This is a genomic window from Candidatus Venteria ishoeyi (assembly GCF_030378065.1).
In the GTDB taxonomy this organism is placed as follows: Bacteria; Pseudomonadota; Gammaproteobacteria; order Beggiatoales; family Beggiatoaceae; genus Venteria; species Venteria ishoeyi.
On record NZ_JAUCGJ010000008.1, the window covers coordinates 14,823 to 35,836 of the forward strand.

The 21,014-nt window shown below is 43.5% G+C and carries 17 protein-coding genes; 5 read left to right on the forward strand and 12 right to left on the reverse strand.

Annotation, left to right across the window (positions count from 1 at the left end; translation table 11 throughout):
* Window positions 1–757: 757 nt before the first annotated feature.
* Window positions 758–1,756 carry a DUF58 domain-containing protein gene (locus QUF61_RS03830; RefSeq protein WP_146066826.1) on the reverse strand — a complete coding sequence of 333 codons (999 nt, stop codon included), beginning with the start codon at window positions 1,754–1,756 and terminating at the stop codon, window positions 758–760.
* Between the two features lie 90 nt (window positions 1,757–1,846).
* On the opposite strand from QUF61_RS03830, the gene QUF61_RS03835 reads away from it, so the two are divergent.
* Window positions 1,847–2,119, forward strand: coding sequence for a hypothetical protein (locus QUF61_RS03835; RefSeq protein ID WP_103921293.1), 273 nt, complete (start codon window positions 1,847–1,849; stop codon window positions 2,117–2,119).
* Window positions 2,120–2,622: 503 nt separating this feature from the next.
* Here QUF61_RS03835 and QUF61_RS03840 read toward each other — a convergent pair.
* From QUF61_RS03840 to QUF61_RS03865, 6 genes are all read right to left on the reverse strand, one after another.
* The gene (locus QUF61_RS03840; protein ID WP_103921295.1) at window positions 2,623–3,081 is read right to left on the reverse strand and encodes a hypothetical protein; all 459 of its coding nucleotides are present in this window, start codon (window positions 3,079–3,081) and stop codon (window positions 2,623–2,625) included.
* An 18-nt stretch (window positions 3,082–3,099) separates the two neighbouring features.
* Window positions 3,100–5,124, reverse strand: a complete 2,025-nt coding sequence (gspD, locus tag QUF61_RS03845) for a type II secretion system secretin GspD (RefSeq protein ID WP_289680543.1) — start codon at window positions 5,122–5,124, stop codon at window positions 3,100–3,102.
* Window positions 5,125–5,310: 186 nt separating this feature from the next.
* Window positions 5,311–5,889, reverse strand: coding sequence for a Uma2 family endonuclease (locus QUF61_RS03850; protein ID WP_103919846.1), 579 nt, complete (start codon window positions 5,887–5,889; stop codon window positions 5,311–5,313).
* Window positions 5,890–7,239 (reverse strand): aminopeptidase P N-terminal domain-containing protein, encoded by a 1,350-nt coding sequence (locus tag QUF61_RS03855; RefSeq protein ID WP_289680547.1) that lies wholly within the window; start codon window positions 7,237–7,239, stop codon window positions 5,890–5,892.
* On the reverse strand, window positions 7,236–7,826 hold the full coding sequence (locus QUF61_RS03860) for a histidine phosphatase family protein (protein ID WP_289680549.1): 591 nt from the start codon (window positions 7,824–7,826) through the stop codon (window positions 7,236–7,238). Before QUF61_RS03860 ends, QUF61_RS03855 begins: the two co-directional genes overlap by 4 nt.
* 9 nt (window positions 7,827–7,835) lie before the next feature.
* Window positions 7,836–8,897, reverse strand: a complete 1,062-nt coding sequence (locus tag QUF61_RS03865) for an ABC transporter substrate-binding protein (RefSeq protein ID WP_289680551.1) — start codon at window positions 8,895–8,897, stop codon at window positions 7,836–7,838.
* A gap of 112 nt (window positions 8,898–9,009) precedes the next feature.
* Between QUF61_RS03865 and QUF61_RS03870 the strand changes: the two genes are divergently transcribed.
* Complete coding sequence (locus QUF61_RS03870; protein WP_103919849.1) at window positions 9,010–9,534, forward strand: Smr/MutS family protein; 525 nt, start codon at window positions 9,010–9,012, stop codon at window positions 9,532–9,534.
* A 44-nt stretch (window positions 9,535–9,578) separates the two neighbouring features.
* On the forward strand, window positions 9,579–9,998 hold the full coding sequence (locus tag QUF61_RS03875) for a hypothetical protein (RefSeq protein ID WP_289680552.1): 420 nt from the start codon (window positions 9,579–9,581) through the stop codon (window positions 9,996–9,998).
* A 284-nt stretch (window positions 9,999–10,282) separates the two neighbouring features.
* Here QUF61_RS03875 and smpB read toward each other — a convergent pair whose 3' ends face one another.
* The 5 genes from smpB to QUF61_RS03900 form a co-directional block, all read right to left on the reverse strand.
* Window positions 10,283–10,762, reverse strand: coding sequence for an SsrA-binding protein SmpB (smpB, locus tag QUF61_RS03880; protein ID WP_289680553.1), 480 nt, complete (start codon window positions 10,760–10,762; stop codon window positions 10,283–10,285).
* Between the two features lie 105 nt (window positions 10,763–10,867).
* Entirely contained in the window at window positions 10,868–11,542 is a 675-nt protein-coding gene (gene radC, locus QUF61_RS03885; RefSeq protein WP_289680555.1) for a RadC family protein, read from the reverse strand.
* Entirely contained in the window at window positions 11,542–13,128 is a 1,587-nt protein-coding gene (gene rsxC / locus QUF61_RS03890; protein WP_289680557.1) for an electron transport complex subunit RsxC, read from the reverse strand. Before rsxC ends, radC begins: the two co-directional genes overlap by 1 nt.
* Complete coding sequence (gene rsxB, locus QUF61_RS03895) at window positions 13,125–13,703, reverse strand: electron transport complex subunit RsxB (RefSeq protein ID WP_289680558.1); 579 nt, start codon at window positions 13,701–13,703, stop codon at window positions 13,125–13,127. Before rsxB ends, rsxC begins: the two co-directional genes overlap by 4 nt.
* Window positions 13,703–14,533, reverse strand: coding sequence for an MORN repeat-containing protein (locus QUF61_RS03900; protein WP_289680559.1), 831 nt, complete (start codon window positions 14,531–14,533; stop codon window positions 13,703–13,705). Before QUF61_RS03900 ends, rsxB begins: the two co-directional genes overlap by 1 nt.
* 416 nt (window positions 14,534–14,949) lie before the next feature.
* On the opposite strand from QUF61_RS03900, the gene QUF61_RS03905 reads away from it, so the two are divergent.
* Window positions 14,950–15,783, forward strand: coding sequence for an ABC transporter permease (locus QUF61_RS03905; RefSeq protein ID WP_289680561.1), 834 nt, complete (start codon window positions 14,950–14,952; stop codon window positions 15,781–15,783).
* 209 nt (window positions 15,784–15,992) lie between these two features.
* Window positions 15,993–20,915 carry an FG-GAP-like repeat-containing protein gene (locus QUF61_RS03910; protein WP_289680563.1) on the forward strand — a complete coding sequence of 1,641 codons (4,923 nt, stop codon included), beginning with the start codon at window positions 15,993–15,995 and terminating at the stop codon, window positions 20,913–20,915.
* Window positions 20,916–21,014 lie beyond the last annotated feature (99 nt).

A 21,014-nucleotide genomic window follows, 5' to 3' on the forward strand; every position in this document is an offset into this window, starting at 1 on the left:
AGCTTCTTTTATCCGCTATGCGGATAAAAACCGCTTCCACCTCATGCCAACTTATTGATAGTACGTGCCAAATTTAACTATTTCTTCTTAAAAAACCTTACGTTAGGCTCAGGTTAAATAATCTAAGCTGAATTCGGTGTAAGCTTCTTTTATCCGCTATGCGGATAAAAACCGCTTCCACCTCATGCCAACTTATTGATAATACGTGCCAAATTTAACTATTTCTCCTTAAAAAACCTTACGTTAGGCTCAGGTTAAATAATCTAAGCTGAATTCGGCGTAAGCTTCTTTTATCCGCTATGCGGATAAAAACCGCTTCCACCTCATGCCAACTTATTGATAATACGTGCCAAATTTAACTATTTATCCTTAAAAAACCTTACGTTAGGCTCAGGTTAAATGTTAAATAATCTAAGCTGAATTCGGTGTAAGCTTCTTTTATCCACTATGCGGATAAAAACCGCTTCCACCTCATGCCAACTTATTGATAGTACGTGCCAAATTTAACTATTTCTTCTTAAAAAACCTTACGTTAGGTCTAAAACTTGTGGGTGCTGATTCTATAAGATGTATTTTATAACCTATTGATTTATATGGAGTGATATTTTTATATTTTATATTAAACATGAATTTTAGTGCTTAATATTAAAAATATACCATTTCAAGTTATAAATTTGAGCATTCAGTAGCTATTTTTGGCTACTTCATACGGTATAAAATACAATTTTACATCGAAAAAAATCAGCACCCAAACTTGTCAAAACAAAGCCAAAGCTTCCAAACATAAATGCTTATGATTTTCCCCTTGATCCAAATCCAGCTCATACCCTGGTAAACGCAAACCATAACGCAAATTCTGCGCATCGGCTAATAATATCCAGCGACATAGTTGAGACAAGGCGCGCTCTTTATCTGCCAGATGCGCCACGCTGTCCCAGTCAAACCAGTAATGGCTGTCACCTGCTTCACCGCCAAACTGTTTAATCAGCCAGCCTTGCTCGCGTGCCACGGCTTTCCAATCGATATGTCGCGGAGAATCCCCCGGATGGTAGTCCCGGTAGCCGGTAAAGTCATCGCCTTTATTGCCATGCTCATATTGACTGCCCTGCTGATCCAGAATACCGCTGGGTACGGGCATGTCACCTTCTGGTTTTGGATAAGCAAGTACTTGTGCTGACTCCAGTTCCAGCAAACTCCAGGCATAAAATAAACCCAGCGGAAAACGTGTAGTCAGGCGTAACCTGCCAGCTGATTGGAGGCCACGTTGTTGCAATGGCACGGAAAGATGAACTTGGTTTGTTTGATCAGCGCCCAAATCAAATAATAAAGGCGTTAATGGTTTTTGCTTTTTAGGATATTGTTGTATGCTGAGCCCATGACGCGCTGGCTGCTGATGATTATGAAATAGCAACACGAAATAACCCATCTCGCCAGCAAAAAATGGTGGCGCACTGCCCGCTTGAATACGCAGATGCGCTAAATTGCGCCAAGTATGGAAAATAGAAACCAATGCCATGCCAGAGAGTAGAAAAGTCAGCATAAATCCCATACTATTTGCATAATTGATAGAACCTAACAGCATAAAAAACAGTATCAGGCCAAACAACAAACCCTGACGGGTTGGCAGTACAAAAATATGTTTTTGAGTTAAATGAATACTATGGGTTTGTGTTTTACTGCTCATGGCTATGGCATTTAAGTTGCTAGAAGTTGTTAAAGTTTTACTCAGTTCAGGATGACTTATATCATAGAACAATTTCAGCTTATGCTATACTGAATTTCCCTCTTGGTACCAGCCATCATTTAGAATGATTATCAACCAAATTAATGTGTTGAGGAGAATATAATGAAAAACTATTTGCTTGCCATCACTGCGATGGCATTGTTATTTGCAGCAAATATGAGTTATGCGGGGCAACCCACTGATATTAATTATTGTGCCAGAGGTACAAACGTGCTTGGGGTTCGCTATTCTGTTTATACCGTGCGTTGTTCGGACGGTAAAAAACGGGAAATCACTTCCTGGAATAAACGCAAAAAATGGTGCGTGGGTACTTCCCGGAAGTGTACCAATGATCAACTCAAAGCCGCCCAGATGGCGTGCCGCCAGAAAAAATAATGTCCATCATGGACTTGTGCTCCGTTACTGATTGAAGGCAGAAAAAGGATGATCCGAAACAAGATATTTTATGTGGCACTGACCTGTTTAATCTATTTAAGCAGTGTTTCAGGTTTTGCTGCAACGCCCAAAGATATTAAATATGCTTCCAAAGGCAATGCGCTGATAGGGGGGAAATATTACATTTATAATGTCCGCTGCTCAGATGGTAAAACCCGGAAAATATCTTCCTGGGATAAACGTAAAAAATGGTGCGTGGGTACCAGTAAACGAAATTGCAGTAATGACCAGCTAAAAACTGCAAAAAAAGCTTGCAAGTAATTATAGATTTTCAGGCAAATAATTTCCTGACAGCGATGGTTTTTGAGGTGTTGCCAGCATTCAAGCTGGGAATGCAGGAACTGAAAATCTATAAACCTACTAAGCACTATCAATAACTTGACGTGAAGTGCCAGTACTTTTCAGCACTTTTCAGCACTGATCGAGCCTGCACTGAACTCAAGTTATTTATTTTCTTCGCAACCACTAACGCAACGCGTGGTTTTTAACACCTGACCACCACAAATCTGAAAACAACTTTCAAAATCCACCGTACAATTACAATTTTTATCGCACTGATAGCTGTGCATGTAGCTACTCTGCACGGGTGCTGAACGCTTACGACAATCTTTGGCATCCTGCCAATGCTCAGCATGATCCAGACACTGTTCCTTGCGTTGCAGATAATCTTCCTGCGCTTCCAGATAATTGATTTTAGCCTGCATACGGGCTTTTTCCATGCAGTCATCATAAGCCCGATCACAACTGTATTGGCAACTGGATTTTTGTTCCTGGCAATCCAGAGCACAATTTTTCCCACGCACGTCACCGGGTGGAATATACTGCACATCGGTTTTATAGGTGGGGCCGCAGGCGGTTAATAACAGGGATAAAAGGCTTAATACAATCCAATATTTATTCATAATAAAAAACTCATCATGTTAAGAGGCAGGGGCTGCTGGCGGTGGTAAGACAACAGGTTGCTCATCGCCGGGTAATACCCTTAAAAACTGACTCATGTCGGGTAAGACCGGAATATCAGGCATCTGGGTAAAGGGTACACCACTGGTCTGTAAATTTTGCTGGGTCTGGCGCATCATCCGGTATTTATCACTGCTGATTTGACGCTCTGTTGCGGGGTCACGCACGATACGCGGGTGCAGGAAAACCATCAAATTACGTTTGACCTTAGTCAGCCCCTGCGAGCGAAATAACGCACCTAATACCGGAATATCCCCCAGACCTGGCACTTTTTGCTCGGTATCGGTCAGGGTTTCATCAATCAAGCCCCCCAGCACCAGAATGCCACCATCTTCTATCATCACCGTGGTTTTTAAGGTGCGGATATTGGTGACAAGATCAGAAGCACTGATACCTGCCTGATTGGGTACAATGGTGGAAACCTCCTGTTCAATTTCCAGCTTAATCGCATTGCCTTCATTAATCTGTGGTTTGACTTTAAGTTTTACGCCCACATCTTCGCGCTGTATGGTCTGAAACGGATTGGCTGAACCATTAGCCGCGCCGGTATTGGTGTATTGCCCGGTAATAAACGGTACATTCTGCCCAACATGAATCAAGGCTTCCTGGTTATCCAGTGTCATCAGAGACGGCGTGGATAAAATATTAGTGCTGCGATCAGAAGCCAGGGCGCTTAGTAACACGCCAAAATCCAATACCCCATTCTTATAACGCCCAGCGCCAAAATTTGCACCATTAATCGCACTGTTACCCGCCAGGGTATTGTTTTCAATACCGGCAATTAAATCCACAATACCTGCGCCGGGACTGCCAAAATTAATAATACCTACCGGGCCGCTGGAGCCGTTTAAGCCTGGCATGATCCACTGTACGCCCAATTCCTGAGTTTTGGAGGACTCCACTTCAGCAATCACCGCTTCCACCAGCACCTGAGCACGGCGTATATCCAGTTGCCGAATCACTGATTTTAAAGCAAGCAGCACATCAGGAGCAGCGGTAATAATGAGGCTGTTGGTGGATTCATCCGCTTGAATGCTGGTGTTCATTTTTTTAGCATGAGCAATCCCGGCTTTTGCAGGTGCGCCGGATACTTTTACCATGCTGCTGGCAACACCGGCTTGTTTTACCCCGGTAATATTATCACTGACGCTTTGCAGGACGCTAACCAGGTCTTTGGCCTCAGCATAATGCAGATAAATGACCTGGGTATTTCCCACCGCTTCCAAAGGTGTATCCAGATGGGTAATCAGCGCATTTAAACGCAGACGGTCGGGTTTTTCACCACTGATTAACACACTGTTGGTACGCTCATCGGCAATCACCCTGGCTTTACGCGCGCTGTTTTTAGCCGATGCCCGCGTGGATTGTTCCAGATTATCAATCAAACGCACCACTTCTGCGGCGGCGGCATGTTGCAGCATAATCACATCCACTTCATCGTGATCAGCGCGATCAATGCGACGGATAATCTGCACCATGCGCTTCACATTAGCAGCCCGATCCGACAGGATAATCATATTATTGTCAGGATGTGCTGCAATATGCCCCTGCTGTGGCACTAATGGACGCAAAATGGGAATTAACTGCGCCGCGCTGATGTGATTGATTTTAATAATCTGGGTAATGATTTCATCGCCCGCTTGGTCTGAGGGCTGGGTCAATGGCGTATTACTGGATTTTGCCAGTGCTTCCGGCACGATTTTAATAATATGCCCACTGGGAATTGCGGCATATTGATGTACGCTGAGGATGGATAAAAAAGTCTGATAGAGTTCTTTTTCATCCATGGGTTTGGCGGAAATCACCGTCACCTTGCCCTTAACCCGCTCGTCCACCACAAAATTCTTTTTGGTAACTTCCGAGACCATCTGAATCAGGGTTTCGATTTCAACCTGCTTGAGATTTAAGGTGACTTGCTGGGCAAACGTCAGTGGCGTATTCAATAACAGCAGCAGCCAGAAGGTATGAGAGATTATTTTTTTCATATTTGTTTTTGATAAAATTTTGTAAAATTATTACTTGCTTCTAAGAAGTAATGTTAAATAATCCGGTTGTTTCAGGTTTACGTCTTCTCAGACTAAGCAAAAATCAGTGTGGCGCAAAAAGTAATTTTTTTGTACCTTTAAGGTGCAAAAAAGAAGCTTTGCATAACTCATGTGAGGCAATCTGACTCATTTCAATGCCACCTTGGCATAAATATCCACCATTTCCAACGTACAATCCAAACTTTCCAGGTTTATTTTTCCATCTGCTTCATCAAGCACGCGCAACAGCCATTGCCCATCCGCCTGACGACGGTAATGTTCAATATGTTGCTTATCCTGCGCAACCAATAAATATTCCCGGACACTGCCCAATTCCCGATACAAAGAAAATTTACGTCCCCGGTCATAAGTTTCAGTCGATTCTGAAAGTACTTCAAAAATCACTGCGGGATTGAGCAAGGTGTCGCCATGCGCATCTTCCAGTTTGGCCTTGTCACATAAAGCAATTACATCCGGGTAAACATAATGACCGGCAGTATCAATTTTGACGCGCATGTCACTGGAATAAGTCTTACAAGGACGGCATTTCATCTGGAAATGTAATTCTGACGTAATATTAGCCGTAATTAAATTATGTGCTTCACTGGCCCCTGACATCGCATAAATAATACCATCCACAAATTCATGACGTTCTTTGGCCTTGCGCTCGCTTGCCAGATATGCTTTTGCATCAGGTGGTGATTGTAAGTTGTTTGCAGCAGACATTTACGCTCGCTCCATCGCGCCTATGGATTTAGGCAACAAAGCGGTCAATACCTCATGCCCCTTATTGGTAACCAGCACATTGTCTTCAATCCGAATGCCGATGCCGCGCCAGCAATCGGCAACTTCTGGCTGGCCTTTTGCCGGGATAAAATCCGGCGCGATATAAATGCCGGGTTCTATGGTCAGCACGTTGCCGCTGCATAGTTTACGGGATTTTTTATCTGGATTTTTGGCATCACGATAACAACCCACGTCATGCACGTCCAGACCCAGCCAGTGACTGGTGCCATGCGGAAAAAAACTTTTCCAGGCTTGTTTTTTAATTAATTTCTTAAGTTTTCCCCGTAGCAAACCCAGTTCCAACAAACCTTCGGTAATCACTTTTGCCGCTGCACTATGTACCTTATGGAAACGCTGACCGGGTTTTACCGCATCAATTGCGGCAAGCTGGGCAGCCAGCACAATTTCATATAAAGCTTTTTGCTCCGGGGTAAAGCGTTGACCTACCGGGAAGGTGCGGGTAATGTCAGCATTATAATAACCCACGCTGCAACCAGCATCGATTAATAATAAATCGCCTTGTGCCATTTTGTGGTTATTGTTGATGTAATGCAAAATACAAGCATTGTCACCGGAAGCCACAATTGAAGGATAGGCAAAACTTTCCGCGCCAGCGCTCAGAAATAGCTGCTCCATCAGCGCCTGGATTTCATATTCGTGCTTACCGGGTACGCAGTGGTGATGCGCCTGCTGATGTGCCGCGATGGAAATCGCCATGGCCTTGCGTAGTTGCGCAATTTCCAGCGGACTTTTGTGCATGCGCATCTCATGCAACACTCTGCCGGCATCTGTCAGGCCCAATATACCTTGCCCGGTTTTCGGGTAGGCATGAATCTGTTGTTTCCAGTGTGAAAATATCCGTTGATCCTGTTTTTCATCAATATCTGCGATGTAATAAAGCTGGTTTGCCCGTTGCAAATAACGTGGTAATACTTTATCTAGTTTATTAATGCTAAAGGCCCGATCCGCGCCATATAGCACTTGCGCTTGCTCCACCCCAATGCGCCGACCGGACCAGGTTTCTATTAAAGGATCTTTGGCTTGCACGAATAATACAAATTCATGCTTTTGTCCTGGCGCTAATACCGCTACTGCATTGGGTTCATCAAAACCAGTTAAATAAAAAAAATCACTATTCTGACGATAACGGTATTCCACATCGCGGTGCATGATCGCCATCGGTGCGCTGGGAATAACCGCGACAACATCCGCGCCCTGCGCCTGTTTTGATAATTTGCGCATGAATTGTTGTCTGCGCTGTTGATATTCCTGTTGTAATGGTGATTTCATTTTTTATCAGCAAATTGTTGTACGATGTCTTGTGCCTGTTGCAAGCGGGTTAGACTGACCTTCTCAACCACCAGGGTATTATTGGCAATTTGAAAATGATTCATATTTTGAATACTGCCAATTTCAATCACTGATAATAAGGCGCGCAGCCAAGCGGCATGAGCAAAACCTAAAACCCGTGGATACTGCTGATATTTTGCCAAAAAAGACCAAACCCGTTGCTCAAGCTGAATAAAAGGCTCACCAAACACCAAATCCCGAGGCTTATCAATCCAGTCTTCACCAACTTCAGCTAACATTTCAACCCGTGCTTTACCTTCAAACTGTCCAAAATCCAGTTCATTGAGCAATGGTTCTTGTTGCAACTCACCTTTAAATTGATAGTGTTGCGCTGTTTCTATCGTACGTTTTAAGGTGCTGGCCAATACCTTGTCAAAAGGCGCTAAATCCATTAAACGCTGTTGATTTCCTGCCACTTGCCGTTGTGCTTCCTTGGCTAAAGGTAAAATAGACTCATCCTTAAGACCTTGCAGCAAACCTTGCTGGTTATAAACGGTGGGTAAATGTCGAATCATAACTAGTAACATGGCATATACTCAATCATAATAAGTTGCAGTAGCACGGCTGAAGGCTTCGTAAATCGAGGGTACGATTAACTGCCTTTTATTAACATCCGATTCCCGCATGGCAATAATAAATTGCTGGCTGCTCTCCACAGGAATCTGATTGGCCTGAATCTTTTTATTAATAATTTTTTCTGCCATTTTCGCAGCCACTTCGCCTTGCTCATAAGGCGATACACCAACAGACAGCATAGCACCATCTTCCACATTAAATACGTTTAAGCCAATGACGGGCATTATTGCATTTTGTTCAGTCCAAGACATGACTTCCTTAGGTGGCACAAAAGTTTTATCCGTACTGGAACGCGGCAGTTTTCGATAATTGGCTAACACCACATAATCGACTTGCCCCTCAAGTTCTTGGATAATTTGCTGCCATTGTTCATAATTTTTTGCAACTTTGGAACCGGCATATTGCAAAGGCTTCCAGGCATATTCTTCAATCGCTTTCTGATTGCGTTTAACCGATACTGAGGGATCCATCAAATAAAACAAGCGTAAATTTTTTTTGCTTTCCAGTGTATCAACTTTGCCTACCTGTTTAAGCGATAACAGGGTTTCTTTTAATGCCCCTAACTGACGGCGTTCTAAAATACCTGTGACATTTTTTGCACCCACATAACCATAAGGCTCAATCGAGCCATTCACCCCGGCAAATACAATGCTAATGGAAGGGTCATCCACATAAAATTTTGCCGCCAGTTTCTGCGCATAATCATCAACGGCAATCAAAACATGTGGCTCCCATTTATCAATAGCTCGCCGCGCAACCAGTCCGGCTTTGGTCAACCATTCTGGATCATTATGCTTTTTGGTATCCATGTGGTGCCAGATAAGCGAATAATTATTCCAGGTTTTAGCAATACGATTCAAGCCCACATTAACATCACGGGTCCAGGCATAATCAGGATGATAGCTGTGCAAAATCATAATTCTGGGTTTATTGATATTAAAGGTGATCGCCGTCACTATTAATAAAGCCAGTAAAATTAAGCTCAGTATGCGGCTTAATGTGAATATTTTTTGATGTTCCATACTTAAATTCTGTCAACAAAAATGAAAACCAAGGTTATCATACATTTTTCACGCCTGTTTGACTAAGGTGATTTCTATTGCGTATAACAATTGCCTGAATGGCTGATATAAAATGAGTACAGATAAGGACAATAACTTATTCCGACAATTAGTTGGTGATGTTAAACCACTCAAACAAAACCGGATACATCCCTATCGCAGAGCAATCAAGCCGCTGCCTCGCCAACAAATGCAGGATAATGAGCAGGTACGTCGTGAATTACTCTCGGATCATTATGATCCTGCCGATCTGGAAACCGGTGAGGAGTTAATCTATTTACGCTCAGGTATGCAACATGGGGTTTTGCGTAAACTGCGGCGAGGACAATACAGTCTGGAAGGGGAATTGGATTTACATGGCCTGACAGTGCCAGAGGCGCGTGTTGCGATTACCGATTTTTTACATGATTGTGCATTTTATCATATTCGCTGCGCCCGTATTATTCATGGCAAAGGTAATGGCTCCTGGCAGAAACAACCAGTACTAAAAAACAAGCTTAACCACTGGCTGCGGCAATATGATCAAGTACTGGCTTTTTGCTCGGCGCGCGCGGTAGATGGCGGCACCGGGGCAGTTTATGTTTTATTGAAACAATGACAAATGTATTATAATAAATAAAAAAATGGAAAGGATGACGGTCATTGAGTAACAATACATTTATACAAAATCCTTATTCCAAAGATAATGACTTTGGATTTATTCCACATATGGAAAAGTATCCTGAATTTCAGGAAGGTTTTATCAAGTTAAGAGTGGGGAAGCATAGAGGGCCTAATAGAGGCTTTGGTGTAAACCATATATGGGCGGAGCACAAGCAATATTTAATCAAAAAAGGTTATCAAGATTGGGGGAGTGTTGCAGATATTCTACAGCCTGGCTCTCCTATTTATTGCGAGTTTAATAACATCAGAGGAAATCATAGGGTTGCGGTTGTCAAATCAACACTGGGACAAGCAATCCTTGAAAAAAAGCAGGATGCAAACAACAAGATATTTTACTCTGTTGTAACCGCATTTGAGGGGAAAAATGCACACGGTACCAGAATTGGTACCGTGCGCTGAATTATTATGTGTGGTAGTAGCAGCAACTCTTTAGCTTTAAGGGTCAGAGTCCACCATTACGTGTCCTACCTACAAGCCCCCTGAAGGCTTGCCGTCCACCAAGAGAGGCCAATACCAGGTGAAGCCCCTTCTTAAATGCTCATTACGTCCACATTTATTAGTTTAAGAGTAAACCTTTTTTCTGTCAAGACGCATTTCCTCTATATTTCATCTCAATTTTGGCAACAAGGCTGAAAAAAGACACCTGTAGAATAAGACACCTGTAGAATTAAGACAAAGCTTGCTTAATGCCCCTTCATAATCCTTTCTTTTTCACGCTGCCAATCGCGATTTTTTTCGGTATCACGTTTATCATGGGCTTTTTTACCGGAAGCCAGGGCAATTTCCAGTTTTGCCCGACCTTTTTTCCAATACATGGCAGTTGGAATTAAAGCCTTACCCTTGCGCTCTACTGCGCCAATGAGTTTACTCAGCTCATCACGATGCAGTAATAATTTACGGGTGCGCGAAGGATCTGGTTGAATATGCGTGGATGCCGTTGCCAGTGGCGTGATCAATGAACCTAGCAACCAGGCCTCGCCATGTTTGAGCAGAACATAGGCATCGCTGAGCTGGGCACGACCTGCGCGCAGGCTTTTCACTTCCCAGCCTTCTAATACCAGTCCTGCCTCAAAACGCTCTTCCAGAAAATATTCAAACTTTGCTTTTTTATTCAAGCAAATGGTCTGACTATTCTGGGCAGTTTTTTTACTTTTTTTACTCATAGTTAACCTGAATTCGATATAAGATATTTTATCCAAAAATGTTGAAATCTAGCACATACCATCAATAATCAGCGTGAAACAGAAGCAGTTGGTAAACAGATAAACCTACAATAAGCCCTGCTCAGCAAAGGATAAGGCGCGATCACCAATCACAAAATGATCCAGTACCCGAATATCAACCAAATCCAAAGCTGTTTTTAAGCGTTGTGTCAAACTAATGTCAGCCTGACTGGGTTGCTCATCCCCGGAAGGGTGATTATGCGCAAAAATAACGGCAGCGGCATTATGTGCCAGTGCACGTTTTAAAACTTCTCGGGGATACACTGCCGCGCTGTCAATAGTGCCATAAAATAACTCATCAAAAGCAATGACCCGATGTTTAGTATCCAGGAACAAACAGGCAAACACCTCATGTGGACGCGTATGCAGCTTTGCCAATAAAAAGCGCCGGGTGTGATCCGGGCTGCTAAAAGATTCACCGCGCTGCATCTCGGCTATAAAATAACGCCGGGATAGTTCCAGGGTTGCCTGCAATTGAATATATTTTGCAGGTCCCATACCTTTAATCTGGCAAAACTGTTCTAAATCCGCAGATAATAAGTTACGTAAACTCGAAAAAGACTCCAGTAACTCTTCTGCCAGATCAATAGCTGTTTTACCACGCACCCCCACACGCAAAAAAATAGCCAGCAATTCCGCATCAGAAAGTGCTTTTGGGCCATGCTTTAGCAGTTTTTCCCGGGGGCGTTCAGCTTCTGGTAAATTGGGAATACTTAACATTAATCGTCCGTTTTATCCGGTTTAGCTGCTTTTTTCGCCTTAACCCGCGCTTGCGCGGCAGCAATTGCCGCTTGTTTATCCGTTACCACATTTTTTGCACCCGCTACCGGTTTTTTCAAGGCATTACGTTTTTGCTGATGGCGCGCTTTGCGTTCTGCTTTTTCTCGCTCCAGACGGAAACTACGGAATTCAAAACGCTCACGCGCACGCTCCGCCTGTAATTTTTCAGCATCACGGGTACGCACAGCGGCTTTGGCATAACGATAATATTGTACCAGCGGAATCTGACTGGGGCAGACATAAGCGCAACAGCCACATTCAATACATTCAAACAAATTATAACGCTGCACCTTGTCAAAATCATTGGCCTTGGCATACCAATACAGTTGTTGCGGCAATAACTCAGCAGGACAGACCTGTTCACAAGCACCACACCGGATACAAGGCATCGCAGGCGTTACAGTATCAATTGCAGTTTGTGCAGATGCTATCAAGCAATTGGTCGTTTTAATAATGGGTAAACTGGCACTGGGCAAAGCCAAACCCATCATCGGCCCCCCCATGATTAAACCACTGACATCCGTTTTAACGTCACATTGTGCCAATAAATCTGACATCGGCGTACCCAGCAACACTTCCATATTCTGCCGCGTATTCACGCCATCGCCAGTAATCGTCACCACCCGGGAAATCAGTGGCTTGCCAATTTTAACCGCCTGATAAATGGCAGCCGCCGTGCCCACATTATGCACTACGATGCCAAAATCACGCGGCAGGTTGCTGCGTGGCAGCGCATGTCCGGTTAACACCCGGATTAACTGGCGCTCCCCACCCATAGGATAACGCGCCGGCACGGAAATCACATCCAGTTGCTCAGTGGAAATCTGATACTTGCCATCATCACTGTCTAATACCGCTTTTATCGCTGCGATAGCTTCTGGTTTATTATCTTCAATAGCAATAATGCAGCGTTTCACCCCACCCAGGGCATGCGCCAGAATACGTGTGCCTATTACCACCTGCTCTGCACGCTCGCGCATCAGGCAATCATCACAGGTGATATAAGGCTCACATTCAGCGCCATTAAGTATTAAAGTCTGAATATCACCGGGATTAATTTTTAAATGTGAAGGAAATCCTGCACCACCCAAACCCACGATACCCGATTGCGCAATGGTGCGACGCAATTCCTCTGATGTCAGATTAACGCAAGTCTTCACCGGATTTAGTGTTATCCACTGCTCTTTACCATCCGGCTCAATAATAATGCAGGGTGCGGATAAAGCGGAAGGGTGGGGTACCGGCAACGCAGCGATACCGGTGATCACTCCCGAAGTCGGCGCATGAATCCGCGCCGTCACGGTGTCTTCTGAACACTCCAGACACTGCGCAATGACCTGGCCTTTTAATACCTTATCGCCAACTTGTACAATCGGTGTTGCAGGTTCGCCTAAATGCTGGCTCAGCGGCACGGTTAGTTTTTCAGGTAAAGCAGCAGGTACAATCTGCGTATGCGTCAGATTGGCACATTTTTCCAAATGCACGCCACCATGAAATTTCCAAAGTGGGGGTAAATGATGACTCATGAGGTTGTGGACTCCTCAACAGATGTGCCGTTTATCAAATTTGGCGATTGTTCGGGGCTGGGCCATGACCAACTTGAGGGGGTCATGGGTACTTCCACCATGTCAATACAATCAACCGGACAGGGTGGCAGGCAAAGCTCACAACCGGTACATTCCTGCGCAATCACGGTATGCATCAATTTCGATGCCCCTAAAATAGCATCAACCGGACAGGCCTGAATACATAAGGTGCAGCCAATACACAGATCTTCATTAATGACTGCCAGCCTGTGTTTTTCTTCTTGAACCACTTCATCCATCGGCAAGGGTTCGCGATCCAGTAGCTGTGCAATATTTAACATTGTGCTTTCCCCACCAGGCGAACATAAATTAATAGGGGCATCCTCATTCACTATCGCCTCGGCATAAGGACGACAACCGGGATAAGTGCACTTGCCACACTGGGTTTGCGGCAACAATTCATCAAGCTGATCCACCACCGGATTACCCTCAACCCGAAAGCGCACCGAGGCATAACCCAGAATCAACCCAAAGCTCAGTGCCAGCCCACCAGCAACCATTAATGCGACAAACATCAGCGTTTTACTTGCTGACCATGTTCAAACTTAACTTCATACATCGCACCATTGGCCCAGATCATCTTGCCATCACCATGACGTTTATCATTTTCAAAGCCACCTTCATAACGATCACCATAAGCGGAAAACATGGTGCCAAGGCCATGACGCTGATCATCTTTGAACGCGCCTTCATAACGCTCTCCAGTTTTCCAGGAGTAAATACCCTGACCCGTACGCTGGTTGGTTTCCCAATCGCCCACATATTTATTGCCGGTTTCTTTCCAGGTATAGGAGCCGGTGCCATGACGGCGACCATTCAGGTATCCCCCCTCATAACGATCACCATTTTTCCAGATATAAACGCCTTTACCCGTGCGCTCATCATCTTTAAAATCACCGGTATAGACATCGCCATTATTCCACGCCAGCTTCCCCTTACCGGTACGGTTATCCGCCACAAAACTGCCTTCATAACGATTACCATTACTCCAGGCAAAAATGCCTTTGCCGGTGCGTTCGCCTTTTTCCCAGCGCCCCTCATAGCGGTTGCCATTAGTCCAGGTATATTTACCCTGCCCCTGACGCTCGCCATTGAGATATTCTCCGGCATATTGATCTTTACTGTCTGCCCAGGTATAAATTCCTTTGCCATGACGCTTACCTGCTTTTAATTCACCTTCGTAACGATCACCATTTGACCAGGTCGCAATGCCCTGACCTGAATAATCACCGCCAACCGCCTTACCATCAGGCGCTGTCAAGGTCATGGTCACATCTGCCTGGACATTGAGCGTCAGGCTCAGACCCAAATATAACAGGGAAATCAGGAATATCGGTGTACGCATCGCTCACTCCTTAAAAAATGTTAAAATACAGATAAAGCTGTGGAACCTAATATGACATCATAGTTTAGCAAGAAGTAGAGAATTCTTCAGTATTTACAGTCAAGCGTTACGCAAATATTAGGGTTTAGGAGTGAGAATGAAATAAGTGCAGGAACTGGGCGCAGGATTTTTATTCATTTTCAAGGCGTGAAAACAGGCGCATAGCAAGCTATGTAACTATTTTCACAACGCAGAAAATGGAGGAAAAGACCAGCCCAGTTGCTGAAGTTATAAAATTCTCGCTCCTTAGCAAGGTACAAATGAAAATCAGCATGCAGTAAAAGCAGTTTTTTTGCGTTTCAAATCTTCAAAACCTGCAAAAAAAACTTTTGCGTAATACCCCTTATCTTTTTACAACATTAAATGGATTAAGACCATTGAGCAATCCTTTGCCCCCCATTCTAAGTTGGCCTCGAAGTTGGTTTTTTGCCACCAAAAATGGCCTCATTGAACCTCTGCAATATGCTTTTGCACATTATTCACTGCTATGGATGCTGGCAAAACGTGATATTGCCGGACGCACTTCCGGCACCGTGCTGGGTGCAGGCTGGTTAATACTACAACCCGGCCTGCAATTACTGGGCTTCTGGTTTTTAATGGATATGGTGCTACAGATACGTTTTCCAGGCCGGGTATCCTTTGTAGAATATTTTATTGTTGGTATGTTGACTTGGTTTTTTATTGCCGATGTCTTATCTCGCAGCCTGACCGTATTTCAGGAATATGCCAGTTTATACCAACGCGCCTTGTTTCCCCTGGCAATATTACCGCTGATACCCTTGCTCATGTCCGGTTTGATTTACACCCTGGTGAACGTCATCACCGCCACCTTAATGATTGGCCCTGCGGCTGCGCCTCTGGCCCTGTTTAATATGCTGGTTTTAATGTTGTGGCTGATTCCACTGGTTTATTTGCTTGCGGTTATCGGCATATTCCTGAAAGATCTGGGACAGATTTTTCCTTTTTTTATCACCCTGACCATGTATCTCACACCGATTTTATACAAACCGGACATGATGCCAGATGCCATGCAATGGGTACTGGTGATTAATCCTTTTGCTGACATCATGAGCCTAATTCACGGCGGCTTACAGGATATGACGTGGAACGGGTACCATATTCTGCGCCCCGTTATACTCTGGCTGCTATTGCTGGGGCCTGCCTGGATGCTGTTTCGCCGCGCTGAACCGCATGTGCGGGAAATGCTGTAAGGCGAATAAGGCAAAGCCGCCATCCGCCATAAGGAAAAATTACACATCACTTTTTTCTTCAAGGTTTGAAAAAGTTGCTCATTGCAGAAAGTGTCAATTTATTTAGAGAGCAACACAATATCTCTGATGAGCTTTATTCTGAGATGCAGGCATATGCAGGCATTGCCTCGGAATAGTTTTGCAGCATTTTCAGGATTAAGGTATCACTTATGCTCAACAAACAATTAAGTCTGTTTTTATGGGGACTGGCGATATTAGTCACTAGCTTGGAAGTTGCAGCCGTTCCAAAGTTTGAGTCCGTTTCTTCTGCTTACTTCCCACAAATCACTACCATGACAGGCTCCACAGTTTCAGGTGGGGCAATGGCTGATCTTGATCATGACGGTGATTTGGATTTAGCCATAGGCCAATTTGGCAGAATTTTATATTATGAAAACACAGGGAACGCCTTGTATGTGAATTTGGAAGAACGTTATGCTCGTGGTAATCCTTTTTACGGGCCTGATGCTACACTTCCTCCTGTTGTCGATGTAGACAGCGGTGCTACACCTGCCTTGGTTGATTTTGATAAGGATGGCGATTTAGATCTGTTTGTTGGAAATGAGCAGGGAAAAATTTTTTATTATGAAAACAAAGGAAGTCCTCAACAAGCGGTTTTTGAAGCACAAGCAAATATAGAAAATCCATTTGATAGCATGGATGTTGGTTTTTTTAGTGTACCTACTTTTGGAGATATTGATAATGATGGCGATATAGATGCATTCATTGGAGAGCAAGGGGGGACAGTAAAATTTTACCGAAATACAGGAGCTGTTAAATCACCTAACTTTATTGAAGTTACGGGTGAAAATAATCCATTAAACCGGCTTTATGAAACACCATTAAGCGGAAAAAGCGCACCGTCTCTGATTGATTTTGATCAGGATGGAGATTTGGATCTCTTTATTGGAGAAGATAATGGTCAAACACGTTATTATTTAAATATAGGTTCTATATTTAAACCAGAATACATAGAACAATTTGGTAATATTAATCCTTTTTCAGAATCCAGTTTATTATCTAATAGCATACCCACATTTGGTGACATAGATGCTGATGGTGATTTAGATGCTTTTTTGCGTGGTGTATATTATGAAAATGTGGATAAGCATATTTTTTCTGAACAGAAGTTTATTAAACATACTGGTGAAAATAACCCACTCAATAGTTTTAATAGCAGTATAGGGCAAAGACCTGCACCATTTTTTATTGATTTTGACAAAGATGGGAATCAAGATGTTATCGTTGGTTTATTAAATCCTCAATCGGGTATTCCTTTCTATCAAAATGTTAGCAACTCTATGGGTCTTAGATTCATAGAAAAAATTAAATCTGAAAGCCCTATTCAAATACAGTATGACAACCGTGCAGTCTATCAATATCCAGTATATTTAGACATAGACAAAGATAATGATACTGATTTATTTATTGGTAATATTAATGGAACTATACAATTTTATGAAAATATTACTAGCAACTCATCTTCTCAATTTATAGAGAAATTTGATGCAGAAAATCCATTATCACTTGTCGAACTACAAGCTTATTATAACTTACAAGGTGGTATACCTGCGGCTCCTGCTTTTTGTGATATTGATAAAGATGGAGATTTTGATGCTGTGATAGGGACTAATCAAGGCCATCTTTTATTTTATAAAAATATAGGAACACCTTATGTACCTAGCTTTATTGAACAGGACGAAACTCAAAACCCATTAAGTCGTATGAAATTTAACTCACTTGTCAGACCTGCTTTTGCAGATATGGATAAAGATGGCGATTGCGATCTGTTTATATCAAGTTCTGATCAAGCCGTGCATTATTATGAGTATATCAATACAGCTGAAAATCCTGTTTTTTTTCACCGTTCAAGTCCAACGGGTATATTTCCCAATATAGTTTCTGAATTTGCCACTATTACAGGAGTTTCTTTAGGAGATATTGACAATGACGGTGATCTGGATGCCATTGTAGGTGAATGGAGCAACCTTGAACATTCTATCCACTTTTTTGAAAACCTTGGCAGTTCAATAAAGGCCTTGCCACCGGGTGATACTTATGCAACTTCTCAAGCGGTTGGTTTAAGCTGTACCGCCTGCACAGCCATTCATTATACGCTTGATGGCACAACTCCCAGTTTAGAATCTCCCAAGTACTCTGATAAAATTATTATTAAGGCCAACACCAACTTAAATTTTTCGGCAGTTAATGAGCAAGGCCAATTAGGTGAAATCAAAACCGAAACCTATACGATTGATACCACACCACCAGAAATCGTAATTACTTACCCGCCCCAAAATTCTACCCAGACAAATCTGTCCAGTATCCAGGGAACAGCTTTTGATAACGGTACAGGTTTACATCACCTTGAACTGCAAGTACAGGTAGAAACGGCTGACGGGATACTCTATTTGACTGACAGTGTGGAAAACCCCTTGTCTGCTAACCCACGTTGGTTGACTTTACCTGCGCCGCAAGAAGAAACCTGGCGTTATGACTTTAATGCAATCACCTTACAAGGTATTTATACGATTACAGTGCGGGCTGTAGATGAAACCAGTCATCGCAGTGACCACAGCATCAATATTCATAACCGCAACTTTACTGCAATCTCTTTAACAGCCAGCACACCAACTTTAGAAAACAAAGGTGATTTCAATTTGGCAGGCAAGGTCAATCGTTATCCGGCTACCAATGATGATTTAACAGGATTATCTGTAATTTTGACTGTCATCGCGTCTGATAATACTGAGACAACATGGGAAACAAGCACTGACAGCCTTGGTTTTTTTTATTTTGATACACAAAATTTGCCGATCTTTGAACAAAAAGGGCAATACCAATTCCTTTCCCGTTTTGATGGCAGTCCCGCTTTAGAGTCCTCGCAGTCTTTGGAGCAATCAATATTAGTGGGGCAGTCGGCAGGTTATGCGATATTAGTGGAAGGCAAAGTCAAAGATGAGGAAGGGCTGGCAGCGCATAATAAAACCTTGTTGCGTATTTGGCGGCAGTTGAAAGAACGCGGATTTGATGATGAAAATATTTATCACTTTAATTATGACAATACGCAAACTGGCGTTGATGCCATTCCCGACAAGGCGGACTTGCAGGATAAGGTGGAAAATTGGGCCGCGCAACGCCTGAATGGTTCCCCCGCACCTTTGTATATAATTATGGTCGATCACGGTAATCCTGGTGCTTTCATATTAAATTATGAACACATTACGCCACAAGAATTAAATACCTGGCTGGAAAATCTGGAGGCGAATCTGGAAACGCCGGAAGCACTGGCAAGTCCACGTATCGTAATGCTGGGTGCTTGTTATTCCGGCAGTTTTATTCCTGAGTTGTCTGGGGAAGGGCGGATTATTATTACCAGTGCCACAGGTGATGAAGTCTCTTATAAAGGCCCGTTAGAAGCCGATGGTATCCGCAACGGTGAGTATTTCATGGAAAACTTATTTCAACGTTTGGGCGCTGGTGATAATCTGAACACTGCTTTTATAAGCGCAACCCATGATACGGAATTATTTACCCGTAACAGTGCCAGCTTGCTCAGTGATTTTACTAACCGCTTCCATGACGACGCAGCACAGCATCCTCTGCTGGATGATAACGGCGATAGGAGTGGCAGTAATGTGTTGTACAGTGGCGGTGATGGCGACTTTGCGCAACAGATTAAACTGGGCGTGGGCGCGTCATATAGCAAGATTAACTGGGAAAATCTGTATATTACCCAGGTCACGGAAACCCTTATTTTACCAGAGAATAAAAACCAAGCTTTGCTGTGGCTAGGTGTGAATGACTTCAACCGGACTGAAGCAGCAGCAATACAGATACGCGAACCCTTACCGCTGGAACTGTTGTGGAATGATAAATTCATTGCCAGTGAGCAGATAGAAATTGATTTGCCAGGGTATTTTCCTAAACTCAATGAAGCAACCGGGCGTTTTGAATTTGCTTATGAGTATTTCGACAAACCCGGACGTTATGACATTTTGTATTATATCCATGATATCACCACACAAACCCTGGATAATCAGGGCCGCGTGGTTCATAAAGGAGATATTTCCCCTATCCGTCATTCCGTGGTTTATAAACGGCTTCCCGCAAGCCAGAATAACCAACCGCCCAGCACATTTAGTCTGCTGTTCCCAGATGCCAATGGCAAAACGCAAACAGGTAAAAATCCGCAAACAGCTTTGCTGTTTGATTGGCAGGACAGCGTAGACCCGGAAGCCTGTTTAGTCACTTATAATCTGGTAATTGCCACAGACGCTTCTATGCAATCTGTTATTTATCGGCAGGATGATTTACACCGTTCCATGAGTGCAATAGGTGGTGATGCTTTAGTCTGGGATGAGCAAGCCAAAGTATTTAGGGAAGGACTGAAAGACCAGATGACTTATTATTGGCTGGTTGAAGCGCTGGACTGCTATGGCGAACTGACACGCAGTGAAATTCGCTCATTCAAGCCAGATAATCCCGGTGAGGGCTGGGGTGAGAGTCCAGTGGAGTATAGTGTTGTAGGCGTTCTCGGCATAGATCCAGTGCCTATTGTTACTGTAAGGCCTTCGGCTTCACAAAATGAACTTGAATCTATCGGACAAGGAAACAAGGGTATTTTTTTACCAAATTCCAGTGTACCCGCAATTGATATCAGCGTGAGTGCGCTTGGTTTTCAGCCGACGACATTAACACTGACGCAAGACTCAGTTCCCCCTAATAATCAAGTTGTTATTGCCCAGGAACCTTTATCCGTTTATTCGCCTGAGCAATTACAACTGGATATTCCTGCACTGAATGTAATGGATAGGGAACGCTTTAGCTTAACGCTGGCGTTGGCAGGTATGGAAGGTAATGTTGCACGTTTTATTTTACTGCCTGAAACACTTAAATCCGTGCATCAACAAATCAACAATGAAGCGGTTTTTGGTACATTAGAAGCGGGAGCTAATACATTGTTGTTACCACTGGTGGAAGTACCATTTCCTGATGGTTCAGTGCAGAAATTCCGGGTGAAAATGTATTTGACGGATATGGAACCGGTGACTTTGAGTTTGGACTTGAAAGATGTGGTGCTTGTTCCATAGCTTGTATATTGCCCATTAACCTAAAGCTCCTTAATATAAAACAGGTTTTATAATAAAGCCTGTTTTATCTAAAGTTGAGTTTATAGCTACCATGATTTC

Coding starts and splice junctions, on each gene's coding strand:
- QUF61_RS03870 (WP_103919849.1), top strand. CDS start 9,010: ATGAGTACAGATAAGGACAATAACTTATTCCGACAATTAGTTGGTGAT.
- smpB (WP_289680553.1), bottom strand. CDS start 10,762: ATGAGTAAAAAAAGTAAAAAAACTGCCCAGAATAGTCAGACCATTTGC.
- QUF61_RS03900 (WP_289680559.1), bottom strand. CDS start 14,533: ATGCGTACACCGATATTCCTGATTTCCCTGTTATATTTGGGTCTGAGC.
- QUF61_RS03840 (WP_103921295.1), bottom strand. CDS start 3,081: ATGAATAAATATTGGATTGTATTAAGCCTTTTATCCCTGTTATTAACC.
- radC (WP_289680555.1), bottom strand. CDS start 11,542: ATGTTAAGTATTCCCAATTTACCAGAAGCTGAACGCCCCCGGGAAAAA.
- QUF61_RS03865 (WP_289680551.1), bottom strand. CDS start 8,897: ATGGAACATCAAAAAATATTCACATTAAGCCGCATACTGAGCTTAATT.
- gspD (WP_289680543.1), bottom strand. CDS start 5,124: ATGAAAAAAATAATCTCTCATACCTTCTGGCTGCTGCTGTTATTGAAT.
- QUF61_RS03855 (WP_289680547.1), bottom strand. CDS start 7,239: ATGAAATCACCATTACAACAGGAATATCAACAGCGCAGACAACAATTC.
- rsxB (WP_289680558.1), bottom strand. CDS start 13,703: ATGTTTGTCGCATTAATGGTTGCTGGTGGGCTGGCACTGAGCTTTGGG.
- QUF61_RS03850 (WP_103919846.1), bottom strand. CDS start 5,889: ATGTCTGCTGCAAACAACTTACAATCACCACCTGATGCAAAAGCATAT.
- QUF61_RS03860 (WP_289680549.1), bottom strand. CDS start 7,826: ATGTTACTAGTTATGATTCGACATTTACCCACCGTTTATAACCAGCAA.
- QUF61_RS03835 (WP_103921293.1), top strand. CDS start 1,847: ATGAAAAACTATTTGCTTGCCATCACTGCGATGGCATTGTTATTTGCA.
- rsxC (WP_289680557.1), bottom strand. CDS start 13,128: ATGAGTCATCATTTACCCCCACTTTGGAAATTTCATGGTGGCGTGCAT.
- QUF61_RS03910 (WP_289680563.1), top strand. CDS start 15,993: ATGCTCAACAAACAATTAAGTCTGTTTTTATGGGGACTGGCGATATTA.